Origin of the sequence: Micromonospora sp. C41 (assembly GCF_018070485.1) — a bacterium.
GTDB lineage: Bacteria > Actinomycetota > Actinomycetes > Mycobacteriales > Micromonosporaceae > Micromonospora > Micromonospora chalcea.
Window position 1 is genome coordinate 1 of the sequence record NZ_JAGPXP010000050.1, and the last position, 12834, is coordinate 12834.

11 protein-coding genes and 2 pseudogenes are annotated in these 12834 nt (G+C 72.7%); 8 read left to right on the top strand and 5 right to left on the bottom strand.

All coding sequences use genetic code 11. The annotated features are described in order from the left end of the window. A pseudogene (locus tag KBX43_RS29990) lies at positions 1 to 808 on the top strand (hypothetical protein); the annotation flags it as partial. A 36-nt stretch (positions 809 to 844) separates the two neighbouring features. Here the strand turns inward: KBX43_RS29990 and coaE are convergent. Further along, on the bottom strand, positions 845 to 2023 hold the full coding sequence (gene coaE / locus KBX43_RS29995) for a dephospho-CoA kinase (RefSeq protein ID WP_069089072.1): 1179 nt from the start codon (positions 2021 to 2023) through the stop codon (positions 845 to 847). A gap of 161 nt (positions 2024 to 2184) precedes the next feature. Then, entirely contained in the window at positions 2185 to 3714 is a 1530-nt protein-coding gene (rpsA, locus tag KBX43_RS30000; RefSeq protein ID WP_051611429.1) for a 30S ribosomal protein S1, read from the bottom strand. A 312-nt stretch (positions 3715 to 4026) separates the two neighbouring features. On the opposite strand from rpsA, the gene KBX43_RS30005 reads away from it, so the two are divergent. The 7 genes and pseudogenes from KBX43_RS30005 to KBX43_RS30035 all read left to right on the top strand — a co-directional run bounded on the left by KBX43_RS30005 (position 4027) and on the right by KBX43_RS30035 (position 8184). Then, complete coding sequence (locus tag KBX43_RS30005) at positions 4027 to 4830, top strand: class I SAM-dependent methyltransferase (RefSeq protein WP_069089071.1); 804 nt, start codon at positions 4027 to 4029, stop codon at positions 4828 to 4830. A 107-nt stretch (positions 4831 to 4937) separates the two neighbouring features. Beyond that, a complete protein-coding gene (locus KBX43_RS30010) occupies positions 4938 to 5489 on the top strand; it encodes a Uma2 family endonuclease (RefSeq protein ID WP_069089070.1) in 552 nt (183 codons plus the stop codon). A 41-nt stretch (positions 5490 to 5530) separates the two neighbouring features. Beyond that, positions 5531 to 5749: a DUF2945 domain-containing protein gene (locus KBX43_RS30015; protein ID WP_043329581.1), complete on the top strand. Its 219-nt coding sequence runs from the start codon at positions 5531 to 5533 to the stop codon at positions 5747 to 5749. Further along, a pseudogene (locus KBX43_RS30020) lies at positions 5736 to 6080 on the top strand (DUF3140 domain-containing protein); the annotation flags it as partial. The gene KBX43_RS30015 and the pseudogene KBX43_RS30020, both read left to right, overlap by 14 nt. A 44-nt stretch (positions 6081 to 6124) precedes the next feature. Continuing rightward, complete coding sequence (locus KBX43_RS30025) at positions 6125 to 6991, top strand: CPBP family intramembrane glutamic endopeptidase (protein WP_210888459.1); 867 nt, start codon at positions 6125 to 6127, stop codon at positions 6989 to 6991. 40 nt (positions 6992 to 7031) lie between these two features. Then, on the top strand, positions 7032 to 7781 hold the full coding sequence (locus KBX43_RS30030) for an SDR family NAD(P)-dependent oxidoreductase (RefSeq protein ID WP_210888462.1): 750 nt from the start codon (positions 7032 to 7034) through the stop codon (positions 7779 to 7781). Positions 7782 to 7788: 7 nt separating this feature from the next. Then, on the top strand, positions 7789 to 8184 hold the full coding sequence (locus KBX43_RS30035) for a MerR family transcriptional regulator (RefSeq protein WP_113972500.1): 396 nt from the start codon (positions 7789 to 7791) through the stop codon (positions 8182 to 8184). A gap of 94 nt (positions 8185 to 8278) precedes the next feature. Here the strand turns inward: KBX43_RS30035 and polA are convergent, their stop codons facing one another. The 3 genes from polA to KBX43_RS30050 all read right to left on the bottom strand — a co-directional run bounded on the left by polA (position 8279) and on the right by KBX43_RS30050 (position 12834). Beyond that, the gene (gene polA / locus KBX43_RS30040) at positions 8279 to 10978 is read right to left on the bottom strand and encodes a DNA polymerase I (protein WP_210888465.1); all 2700 of its coding nucleotides are present in this window, start codon (positions 10976 to 10978) and stop codon (positions 8279 to 8281) included. 72 nt (positions 10979 to 11050) lie between these two features. Beyond that, entirely contained in the window at positions 11051 to 11803 is a 753-nt protein-coding gene (locus tag KBX43_RS30045; RefSeq protein ID WP_181373816.1) for an amino acid ABC transporter ATP-binding protein, read from the bottom strand. A 53-nt stretch (positions 11804 to 11856) separates the two neighbouring features. Further along, positions 11857 to 12834: an amino acid ABC transporter permease gene (locus KBX43_RS30050; protein ID WP_064445278.1), complete on the bottom strand. Its 978-nt coding sequence runs from the start codon at positions 12832 to 12834 to the stop codon at positions 11857 to 11859.

Consider the following 12834-nt stretch of genomic DNA (forward strand, 5'->3'; position numbering starts at 1 on the left):
CCCCCACGGCCGGTGGCTGCGCCACGACAGCGTCGGCGGCATCCCGGTGGACGTGCTCCAGGCCCCGCTCGCCGTGCCGGGCGACCCGCGGCCCACGCTCTGGCTGGACGCCGACGCCCGCCTGCACCGGCTCGCCGGACGGCTGGCCGACGGCACCCCGGTCACCGTCGAGCTGAGCCGCGCGGACCGGCCCACGCTGCACCCGGTGGACGCCCTCGGCGGCCGGCCCGGGCAACCCCGTGACCTCACCGACGACGAGGCCGAGCGGCTGGCCGCGCTGCCCGCCCGCCTGCGCGCCGTCGGCGGCGCGGCGGTGACCGTGACCGCCCCGCTCGGCCCGTCCGCCACCCTGCGCGGCACGGGCACGCTGAGCTGGGCTACCTCGTCGGCGTACCTGGTGGTGATCGAGGACGGCAGCGGCCGGCGTACCCTGCGCTGGGTCCGGCCGGGCCGGGTGGCCGAGGCGCACCGGTCCCCCGACGGGCCGGCCACGCCGCCGACGCCGATGCCGCCCGGGCTGCTCGCGGCGCCCGCGCGCCCGCCCGGCGACGACCTGGACCGGCTGATCGACGCGGCGCTGCGCGCCGGGACGCACGCGCCGGACGGCGACGCCCTCCGGGTACGGGAGGACCGGGTCGCCGACCGGACCGTCGACGTGGTCGAGGTGCCGGGCGGCAGGCGCTGGTGGCTCGACCGCGGTGGGCTGCCACGCCGGCTGGAACTGCGCACCGGGTCCGGTGTCTGGGTCCGGCTCGACCTCACGCCGGGCCGTGTGTCCGCCGGTCCAGCGGGCCCGGCGTCGCGCTGACCCGCCCGCCGCCGCGCGCGACGCCGCGGGTGAGCGTCAGGGACGCCAGCCGGTCTGCGCGGCCCACTCCTCGGCGCGCAGGTGCTCCTCGTCGAACCACGGGTCGTTGACAGTGCCCCACGCCGCGTGCTCCGGCGCGGTGGCCGCCAGCTCCCGCTTCACCTGCAGGTAGTCGGCCCGCCGCGCCGGGTCGGCGCGCAGGTGGTCGCGCATCAGCAGCGCGTACCGCCAGCCGGGCGAGCCGGCCTCGCGCAGGTGCAGCCGCACCGGACGCCCCGGGTCCGCGCCGCCGTGCAGCCGCTTGGGCCAGCGCACCGGCTCCGGCTGCCGGGGGACGTCCCACCAGTCACCCGGCAGGCGCGGGAAGCCCGCCTCGGCCAGCCGCTGCGCGATCGGCCCGTCCGCCTCGTCCAGCGAGGAGACAGTCACCTGGATGTCGATCACGTCCGGCGCGGCCAGCCCCGGCACGGCGGTGGAGCCGACGTGGTCGACCCGGACGTCACCGCCCGCCGCGTGGCGGATCCGGGCGGCCAGCCGGGCGTACTGCTCGGGCCAGGTCGGGTCCGGCCCGGCGAGCGCCGCCGGGTCGGCCGGCACGGCGCGGCGCTCGCGGACGTTGCGCTCGTAGGGCACCAGGCGGTCCCGCCAGAGGGCGTCCACGGCGGCGTGCAGCTCGGTGAGCGTGCCGTCGTTGGCCAGCAGCACGTCGGCGACCGCGCGCCGGGTGGCGTCGTCGGCCTGCGCGGCGATGCGCCGCTGCGCCTCCGCCGCGGCCATGCCCCGGTCGCGGGTCAGCCGGGCCATCCGGGTCGGCACGGCCGTCTGCACCACGACCACCAGGTGGTACGTGGGCGCGAGCCCCACCTCGACCAGCAGCGGGACGTCGTTGACGACTATCGCGTCGGCCGGGGCGGCGGCGACCAGTTCGGCGCTGCGTGCGCGTACCCGGGGGTGGGTGATCCCTTCGAGCGTGCGGCGGGCGGCCTCGTCGCCGAAGACCAGCGCGCCGAGGGCGGCCCGGTCCAGCGCCCCGTCGGCGTCGAGGACCCTGTCGGAGAAGGCGGCGACCACCTCGGCCAGCCCGTCGGTGCCGGGCGCGACGATCTCGCGGGCGATGCGGTCCGAGTCGACGATCACCGCGCCCAGCGCGGCGAGGCGGCTCGCCACCGCGCTCTTGCCCGATCCGATTCCGCCGGTCAGCCCCACCTTCAGCACCCGGACAGTCAACCGGATCGCTCGTCCACATGCCAAACCGTCCCGGCACACGACGCGGGCCCCGCCCCCGGCGCTCCGCTGGTGCGGAACGCGGGGACGGGGCCCGTCGTCAGAGGCGGTCGCCGGCTCGTCCGGTGGGACGAGCCGGCGTCAGCGTCCGGTCACTTGCCGCCGGCGAGCTTCTCCCGCAGCGCGGCGAGCGCCTCGTCGGTCGCGAGCGTGCCGGCCGGCTCCTCGGCCTGACGGCTCGGGGCCGAGGTCGAGGTGGTGGTGCCGCTGGTGGCGGGCGGAGCCGGGTTGGCAGCGGCCTCGGCGTCGGCGGCGCGGGAGGTCTGCACCTGCTTGGTGTGGGCCTCCCAGCGCTGACGTGCCTCGGCGTACTGCTGCTCCCAGGTCTCGCGCTGCTTGTCGTAGCCCTCGAGCCACTCGCCCGTCTCCGGGTCGAAGCCCTCCGGGTAGATGTAGTTGCCCTGCTCGTCGTAGGTCGCGGCCATGCCGTAGAGGGTCGGGTCGAAGTGCTCCTCGCCCTCGACGAAGCCCTCGTTGGCCTGCTTGAGCGACAGCGAGATCCGGCGGCGCTCCAGGTCGATGTCGATGACCTTGACCATGACCTCGGAGCCGACCTGCACGACCTGCTCCGGGATCTCCACGTGGCGCTCGGCCAGCTCGGAGATGTGGACCAGGCCCTCGATGCCGTCGTCCACCCGGACGAACGCGCCGAACGGCACCAGCTTGGTGACCTTACCCGGCACGATCTGCTGGATCGCGTGGGTGCGGGCGAACTGACGCCACGGGTCCTCCTGCGTCGCCTTCAGCGACAGCGAGACCCGCTCGCGGTCCAGGTCGACGTCCAGGACCTCGACCTCGACCTCCTGGCCCACCTCGACGACCTCGGACGGGTGGTCGATGTGCTTCCAGGACAGCTCGGAGACGTGCACGAGGCCGTCCACGCCGCCCAGGTCGACGAACGCGCCGAAGTTGACGATCGAGGAGACGACGCCCTTGCGGACCTGCCCCTTCTGCAGCTTGTTGAGGAACTCGGTGCGCACCTCGGACTGCGTCTGCTCCAGCCAGGCACGGCGGGACAGGACCACGTTGTTGCGGTTCTTGTCCAGCTCGATGATCTTGGCTTCGAGCTCGCGGCCGACGTACGGCTGCAGGTCACGCACACGCCGCATCTCGACGAGCGACGCGGGCAGGAAGCCGCGCAGGCCGATGTCGAGGATGAGACCACCCTTGACGACCTCGATGACCGAACCGCGGACGACGCCGTCCTCGTCCTTGATCTTCTCGATCGTGCCCCAGGCCCGCTCGTACTGCGCCCGCTTCTTGGAGAGGATCAGCCGACCCTCCTTGTCCTCCTTCTGGAGGACGAGGGCCTCGATGTGGTCGCCCACCGAAACGACCTCGGCCGGGTCCACGTCGTGCTTGATCGACAACTCCCGAGAGGGGATGACACCCTCGGTCTTGTAGCCGATGTCGAGCAGGACCTCGTCCCGATCGACCTTGACGACGGTGCCTTCGACAATGTCGCCGTCGTTGAAGTACTTGATGGTCTCGTCGATCGCGGCGAGGAAAGCTTCCTCAGAGCCGAGGTCGTCGTGGGTGACCTTGTTGGCGCTCGAGGTGGCCTCGATGCTGCTCGTCATGTGGGCGGTTGCTCCGGTCGGATGGGTTGTCACAGCGGGCATGGGTGTCGCGGTGACTCTGCCGCGCCAACGGATCCGTCGCCGGGCACACCGAACGATCGACGCGAGAAGATCATTAGTGGCTCCGGTGACCGCGCACCTGCTCCCTGCCGAGGCACACGATCCGCGAGCGCATCGTCTAGCCTACCCGCTGCATTACCACAGCGTGCAAGCCCTCCCGGGTCCGCGCGAACTCATCCGCTGCGAAAGCGGAGATTTTGCGCGGTAAGGGGCCACAGCTGTCTCGTCCGTCACACCCGTCCCAACCGCCACCCCACCCGACCGGCCGGACGCCGCCGGACCTAGCGTGGACGGGTGGACGACGACAGGGTGACCCGCCGACGGGTCGACGCCGGTGAGATCCGCCGGGCCAACCGCGGCTGGTGGGACACCGACGCCGACGCGTACCAGGCCGAGCACGGCGCGTTCCTCGGTGACGCCGACTTCGTCTGGTGCCCGGAGGGCCTGCGCGAGGCCGACGCGCGGCTGCTCGGCGACGTGGCCGGCCGGCGGATCCTCGAACTCGGCGCCGGGGCGGCCGCCGCCGCCCGCTGGCTCGCCGCCCAGGGCGCCCGGCCGGTCGCGCTGGACCTGTCCGCCGGCATGTTGCGGCACGCCGCCGAGGCCGCCGAACGCACCGGGGTACGCGTGCCGCTGGTGCAGGCCGACGCGCTCGCCCTGCCGTTCGCCGACGCCGCGTTCGACACGGTCTGCACCGCGTTCGGCGCGATCCCGTTCGTGGACGACTCGGCGGCGGCGATGCGCGAGGTGGCCCGGGTGCTGCGCCCCGGCGGCCGGTGGGTCTTCTCGGTCACCCACCCGATGCGCTGGATCTTCCTGGACGACCCGGGCGAGGGCGGGCTGACCGCCGTGCACTCGTACTTCGACCGCTCCCCCTACGTCGAGCAGGACGAGCACGGCGTGGCCACGTACGTCGAGCAGCACCGCACCCTGGGCGACCGGATCCGGGAGCTGGTCGGCGCCGGGTTCCGGCTGCTGGACCTGGTGGAGCCGGAGTGGCCGGCCGGGCACGAGGGCATCTGGGGGCAGTGGAGCCCGTTGCGCGGCCGGCTGTTCCCCGGCACCGCGATCTTCGTCACCGAGAAGCCCACGGGCTGAGCGCGTCGCACGTCCGGTGCGACACGAGCTCCGGCACCCGGCGGTACGCTCGCCGCATGAGCGCCGAGCCCATCCCGACATCACCTGGCCCCTGGTGTCCGGACCCGATGCGGCAGCAGCGTGCGGACTACACGCTGGAGGATCTGCTCACCCTGCCGGACGACGCCCCCCGCGTCGAACTCGTCGACGGAGTCTTCCAGGTGACACCCTCCCCCACCCTGGGCCACCAGACAATCTCCAGCCTGCTGTGGCTCTGGCTTCGATCGCACGCACCGGCTCACCTGCGGGCGTCCCAAGCCGTCGGAGTCGGGCTCAGCCCCAACACCAGCCGGCAACCGGACGTCCTGCTCCACCACGCCGGGCTGCCGAGCGACAGGTCCCTCCTGCGACCGGCGGACGTCGTCCTGGCCGTCGAGATCGTCTCCCCCGGCACCCGGCGCGTCGACCGGTTCGCCAAGCCGGGCGAGTACGCCGCCGCGGGGATCCCCTTCTACTGGCGGATCGAGCAGGATCCGGTGCACCTCTACGCGTACCGCCTCGGTGACCGGATCGGCCCGGGCGGCGAGCGGCAGTACGAGCTGGTGGACGACAGCAGCGAGGTGATCGAGCTGCCCGAGCCCTTCGCGATCAAGCTGCCGATCGCGGAGATCCGGCCCTGACGACGCCGTTACTCGGTATCCACTCCGGGTAACCGGGCGGCATGGCCGAGAAGGAGTTCCACGCCGGGGACCACGTCTCCTGGGCCAGCCACAGCGGCCGGGCGTACGGGGTGGTCAAGGAGAAGCTGACCGAGCGCACCCACGTCCGCGGGCACACCGTGAACGCCTCGCCGGAGCAGCCGCAGTACCGGATCACCAACGACGACTCGGGCCGCGACGTCGCCCACCGCCCGGAGGTGCTGCGCCATGAGTCGCGCTGAGGACCCGCAGCAGACGTACCGGGAGTTCACCGACGCGGTGAACATGAAGCCGGGTGAGCTGTCCCGCTGGCTGGAGACCGAGGAGTCCAAGCACGTCGGCTGGCACAAGAAGGGCACCGCCGGCGGCGAGTCGGTCGGGCACGACTCCGGCCGGCGCATCGTCGACCTGCTGCGCCGCAAACGCGCCGACCTGACCGCCGCCGACTACAAGCACATGCGCAAGGTGATCGGGTACGTCCACCGCCACCTCGCCCAGCGGCCGTCCGGGGACGTGCGGGACACCAGGTGGCGCTGGTCGCTGATGAACTGGGGGCACGACCCGCTCAAGGGCTGAGCCGCCCGGGTCGTTCGCCGCGCGTTGGTACCGTGCCGGCGATGACGACAGACGTCTCGACCGCCGGCCGTCATCCCCGCGCCGGACGGGTGGTCCTCCTGGCGGGCCTCGGCCTGATCGCCGTCGCGGCAGTCTTCCTGGTGGCGACCGGCAACACCGGCGTCAGGTACAGCGCCGACCACGACGGCACCGTGCCGATGTGGAGCCGCTGGATCCCGGCGCTGGCCGGGATCGCGCTGATCCGGCTGATCCCGCCCGCGCCCGACCCGAGGTGGCCGGACCCGGTCGCGCCGTACCGCGAGGCGGTGCCGCTGCTGCTGGCCGGGATCGCGTTCGCCGCCGTCATGCCGCTGCTGGGCGGCGAACCCGCGTACACGGTGTTGAAGCTCGCGCTGCTGCTCGGCGTACCCCTCGTGGTGTTCCTGGCCGCGCGCCGCCGGCCGCCACGGTGGTCGCCGGGCCCGGCCCCGGCGGACGCCGCCCACCGGTGGGGTCCGGCGCTGCCGGTGGCGGTGTGGCTGGCGCTCAGCTACGCGACGCCGCTGGCCGTGCCGGCGAGCGACTGGGGGCGGACCGTCGGGCCGGTCGAGCTGGTCGTGACGCTGCTGGTGGCCTTCGCGGTGAACGCGCTGCTGGAGGAGGTCTTCTACCGGCGGTGGCTGCAGACCCGGTGGGAGTCGCTGCTGGGACGCTGGCCGGCGATCGTGCTCGCGTCGCTGGTGTGGGCGGTCTGGCACGTGGCCATCCAGGGCAGCGGCCGTCCCGCCGTCGACCTGGCGTCGGTGATCGTGAACCAGGGGGTCGCCGGGCTGTTCCTCGGCTACCTGTGGTCGCGGTACCGCCGCATGTGGCCGCTGCTCGTGGTGCACGGCGCGGTAAACGCGATGCCCGTCCTGCTCGGCCTCTGACTTGACCCTGCCGCAGGCGGCAGGGTCGGACGATGCCGGCATGGAACGCCGCACACCACGGGCCGCCGTGGTCACCGGTGCGGGCACCGGCATCGGCCGGGCCACCGCACACACCCTCGCCACCGCCGGGTACGCCGTCGTCGCCGTCGGCCGGCGCGCCGCGCCGCTGTCGGAGACCGCCGCCGGCCGGCCGGACATCACGCCACTGACCGCCGACGTCACCGCGCCCGACGGGCCCGGTCGGATCGTCAGCGCCGCGCTCGACCGGTACGGCCGCCTGGACGTCCTGGTCAACAACGCGGGCGTGGCCGGCGGCGGGCCGCTGGCGGATCTGGACGAGGACGCCGCCCGGCGGCAACTGGAGACGAACCTCCTCGCGCCCGTCCGGCTGGCGCACGCCGCCGTCGAGGCGCTCGCCGCGACACGCGGTGTGCTGGTCAACGTCACCACGTCGGTCGGCCTGCGCGCCTGGCCGGGCAGTTCGGTGTACGCGGCCGGCAAGGCCGCGCTGGACTCGCTGACCCGCAGTTGGGCGGTGGAACTCGCGCCGCGCGGCGTCCGGGTGGTGGCCGTGGCGCCCGGAGCGATCGACACGCCGATCGGCGTGCACAGTGGCCTGTCCCCCGAGCGCCGCGCGGCGGTGCGGGACTGGCAACTCGCGCACACCCCGGCGGGCCGGATCGGCCGCCCGGAGGACGTAGCCTGGGCGATCCGGCGACTCTGCGAGCCGGAGGCGGGCTTCGTCACCGGTGTGGTGCTGCCGGTGGACGGGGGCGCGGTGGTCGCGTGAGAGGACGGTGACGGCGGTGCGGATCGGCGCGGTGGCGAAGGCGACGGGCTGCACGCCGCGTGCCCTGCGGCACTACGAGGAACACGGGCTCATCGCCTCGGCCCGGGCCGCGAACGGCTACCGCGAGTACGACGACGCGGTGGTCACCCGGGTCCGCAACATCCGTCACCTGCTCGACGCCGGGCTGACGCTCGACGACGTGCGGGTCTTCCTGCCCTGCCTGGACGGGGACGTGGCGTCCGCGCCGCCGTCAGTGGCCGGGCTGCGGGTCGGCCGGGAGCGCCTGGCCGTGCTGGACGCCCGGATCGCGGCCCAGGTGGCCGTCCGCGACCGCCTGGCCGCCGCCCTCCAGGCCGCCGCCCCTCCGGCCGCGCCCGCGCCCTCACCCGCTTCCCTTCAGTGATCAAGGAGTTCGTGTCCTGATTCGGGCCCCGGGAGCACACAAACTCCTTGATCACCCGCAGGCCGGCGGGCCGGACGGGGTGGGGCGTCGGGGGTCAGTGGTCGGCGCTGTTCCAGTCGCGGCCCTCGCCCACCGACACCTCCAGCGGCACCGACAGCGGGTACGCCTCGCCCATCTGCTTGCGCACCAGCGCCTCCAACGCCTCCCGCTCGCCCGGCGCGACCTCGAAGACCAGCTCGTCGTGCACCTGCAGCAGCATCCGGGACCGCAGCCCGGCCTCGCGCAGCGCGCTGTCGACGTGCAGCATCGCGACCTTGATGATGTCGGCCGCCGAACCCTGGATCGGGGCGTTGAGCGCCATCCGCTCGGCCATCTCCCGACGCTGCCGGTTGTCGCTGACCAGGTCGGGCAGGTAGCGGCGGCGGCCCAGGATGGTGGAGGTGTAGCCGTCCTGGCGGGCGCGGGCCACCACCTCCTGGAGGTAGTCACGCACCCCGCCGAACCCGGCGAAGTAGTTCTCCATCAGCCCGCGCGCCTCCTCGGCGCTGATGCCGAGCTGCTGGGACAGGCCGAACGCGCTGAGCCCGTACGCCAGGCCGTAGTTCATCGCCTTGATCTTGCGGCGCTGGTCGGCGGTGACGTCCGCGACCTCGACGGTGAAGACCGAGGACGCGGTGGCTGCGTGGAAGTCGTGCCCGGAGTTGAACGCCTCGATCAGCGCGTCGTCGGAGGACAGATGCGCCATGATCCGCATCTCGATCTGGCTGTAGTCGGCGGTGAGCAGGCACTCGTAGCCCTCGCCGACGACGAACGCGCGGCGGATCCGCCGCCCCTCCTCGGTGCGGATCGGGATATTCTGCAGGTTCGGCTCGGTGGACGACAGCCGCCCCGTCGCCGCCACCGTCTGGTTGAACGTGGTGTGGATCCGGCCGTCGTCGGAGACGGACTTGAGCAGGCCGTCGACAGTCGACTTGAGCTTCGCTACGTCGCGGTGGCGCAGCAGGTGGTGCAGCAGCGGGTGCTCGGTCTGGGCGTAGAGCCACTGGAGCGCGTCCGCGTCGGTGGTGTAGCCGGTCTTGATCCGCTTGGTCTTGGGCAGGCCCAGCTCGGTGAAGAGGATCTCCTGCAACTGCTTCGGCGACCCGAGGTTGAACTCGCGGCCGACCACCTCGTACGCGCTCTGGGCGGCGGCCTTCACCTCGGCGGCGAAGTGCGCCTCCAGCTCGGAGAGGTAGTCGGTGTCGGCGGCGATGCCGGTGCGCTCCATCGCGGCGAGCACCCGCATCAGCGGCAGCTCGACGCCGGCCATCAGCCGGGCCGACTGCTCGCCGTCGCGGGACAGCTCGGCGTCGATCGCGTCGGCCAGGTCGAGCGTGGCGCGGGCCTGGAGCATGAGGTTCTGCTCGGCCGCGCCCTCGTCGCCGAACCCGTCGAGCGTGAGCTGACCGGTCTCCGGAGCGTCGACGCGCAGCTCCCGGTGCAGGTAGCGCAGCGCCAGGTCGGTCAGGTCGTACGAGCGCTGGTCGGGGCGGGCCAGGTAGGCGGCGATCTGGGTGTCGCGGGCGATGCCCTCCAGCCCCCAGCCGTGCGCGGCGAACGCCAGCACCGCCGGCTTGCTGTCGTGCAGCACCTTCGGGCGGTCGGCGTCGGCCAGCCAGCCGGCCAGCGCGGTCTCGTCGCCGGCCTCCAGGCGGCTCGGGTCGAACCAGGCGCCCGCGCCGGCGGCGGTGGCCAGCGCCATCCCGGTCACGGTGGCGGTGTGGCGGCGGTTCGGGCCGGTGTCGAGCGTGACCGCCAGGCCGACCGGCGTGCCGGCCGGGGCGTGCGTGTCGAGCCAGCCCGCGAGCGCGCCCGGCTCGGTGAGCACCGCGCCGTCCAGGTCGAAGCCCGCCTCGGCCTCCGGCTCGACCGCCTCCAGGTATTGGTAGAGCCGGTCGCGCAGGATGCGGAACTGGAGCGTGTCGAAGACCTGGTGCACCGCTTCGCGGTCCCAGCCCTGCCAGCGGGCGTCCTCGGGGCGTACCGGCAGCTCCAGGTCGGAGACCAGGCAGTTGATCTCGTAGTTGCGGATCACGTCGGCGAGCCGCTCGCGCAGGCTGTCGCCGGCCTTGCCCTTGATCTCGTCGGCGCGGGCCACCACGCCCTCGACGCCGCCGTACAGGTTGATCCACTTGGCCGCGGTCTTCGGGCCGACGCCGGGCACGCCGGGCAGGTTGTCGCTGGTCTCGCCGACCAGCGCGGCCAGGTCGCGGTAGCGATCAGGGGTGACGCCGTACTTCGCCTCGACCGCGGCCGGGTCCATCCGGGCCAGGTCGGAGACGCCCTTGCGCGGGTAGAGCACCGTGACCCGCTCGCCGACGAGCTGGAACGCGTCCCGGTCGCCGGTGGTGATCAGCACGTCCATGCCCTGGTCGCGAGCCTGGCAGGCGAGCGTGGCGATGACGTCGTCGGCCTCGTAGCCCTCCTTCTCGACCACCGGCACGCGCAGCGCGGCGAGGACCTCCTTGACCAGGCTGACCTGGCCCTTGAAGTCGGTGGGGGTCTCGCTGCGGCCGGCCTTGTACTCGGAGTACTTCTCCGTGCGGAAGGAACGGCGGGACACGTCGAACGCGACCACGATGTGCGTCGGCTGCTCGTCGCGCAGCACGTTGATCAGCATCGAGGTGAAGCCGTAGACGGCGTTCGTCGGCTGCCCCGTGGTGGTGGAGAAGTTCTCCACAGGCAGGGCGAAGAACGCCCGGTATGCCAGGGAATGTCCGTCGACGAGGAGCAGGCGCGGCGTCGTAGCTGTCACGGCTGCGACTCTAGTCCGTACGCCCGACAACTCCGGCCTCCGGTGCGGCGCGCGCCGCACCGGAGGCCGAGGTCAGAGAACCTTGGCCAGGAACGCCTTGGTCCGCTCGTGCTTCGGCGCCGAGATCACCTCGCGCGGGTCCCCCTGCTCGACCACCACGCCGCCGTCCATGAACACGAGGTGGTCGCCCACCTCGCGGGCGAAGCCGATCTCGTGGGTCACCACGATCATCGTCATGCCGTCGCGGGCCAGGTCCTTCATCGTGTCCAGCACCTCGCCCACCAGCTCCGGGTCGAGCGCGCTGGTCGGCTCGTCGAACAGCATCAGCTTCGGCCGCATGGCCAGCGCCCGGGCGATCGCCACCCGCTGCTGCTGGCCGCCGGAGAGCTGACCGGGGTACGCGCCGAGCTTGTCGCCCAGCCCCACCCGGTCCAGCAACTGCGCGGCGTGCTCGCGGGCCTCCGCCTTCTTGGCCTGGCGCAGCAGCACCGGCGCCTCCATGACGTTCTGCAGCACCGTCATGTGCGGGAACAGGTTGAACCGCTGGAACACCATGCCGATGGCACGGCGCTGCGCGGCCACGTCCCTGTCGCGCATCTCGTACAGCTTGCCGCCGCGCTCCCGGTAGCCGATCAGGTCGCCGTCCACCCAGATCCGGCCGGCGTCGATCTTCTCCAGGTGGTTGATGCAGCGCAGGAACGTCGACTTGCCGGAGCCGGAGGGCCCGAGCAGGCAGCACACCTCGCCGGAGCGGACCTCCAGGTCGATGCCCTTGAGCACTTCCAGCGGCCCGAACGACTTGTGCACCTGCTCGGCCCGGACCATCAGCCCGGACTCGGCGGCCGACGCGGTGGCCTGCGCGGGCACGATCAGCTCGGTCACTTCACCACCCCCGCGCCGCCGCCGGCCTCGGCAGTCATCCCCCGCAGCTTCAGCCGGGCCCGTCCGGTCACGCCGTAGCCCTTGCCGAAGTGGCGTTCCAGGTAGTACTGCCCGACGAGCAGGATGCTGGTCAGGAACAGGTACCACAGGCAGGCCGCGACGTACATCGGGAAGATCTGGAACGTCCGTTTGCCGACCGCGTCGAGCTGGAAGAACAGCTCCACGCTCACCGGCACGTAGAGCAACAGGGACGTGTCCTTGAGCATGGCGATCGTCTCGTTGCCGGTCGGCGGAATGATCACCCGCATCGCCTGCGGCAGCACCACCCGGCGCAGCAACTGGGAACGGCTCAGGCCGAGCGCCTGGGCGGCCTCGGTCTGGCCGGGGTCGACCGACTGGATGCCGGCCCGGACGATCTCCGCCATGTACGCGGCCTCGGAGAGCGCGAGGCCGAGCAGACCGGCCATGAACCCGGTGAGGATGTCACGGGAGGAGAACCCGAACAGCCGCAGTTGCAGGTTGTCGATACCGAACAGCTGGCCGATCTGGGTGTCGAACGGCACCCCGAACTCGACCCGGCTCCACAGGATGCCGATGTTGCCGAAGACGGCCAGCAGCACCAGCCGGGGCACGGCCCGGAAGAACCAGGTGTAGAGCCACGCCACGCCGCGCAGGATCGGGTTGTCCGACAGCCGCATCACCGCGATCACCACGCCGAGCGTGACACCGATCAGCATCGCGCTGACCGTCATCAGCACGGTGCCGCGCAGCAGGCCCTCGATGATCGGCGGCCGGAACATCTTGTCGACCATGAAGGACCAGTTGAAGGCCTCATTGGTCACCAGCAGGTGGACGAACATCGCGGCCAGGACGGAGAGCACCGCCACCGCGACCCATCGTCCGGGGTGCCGCACGGGCACGGCCTTGATCGGTTCCGGCCGTGCCCGTGCAGTTGTCGCTTCCTCGGTGGTCAT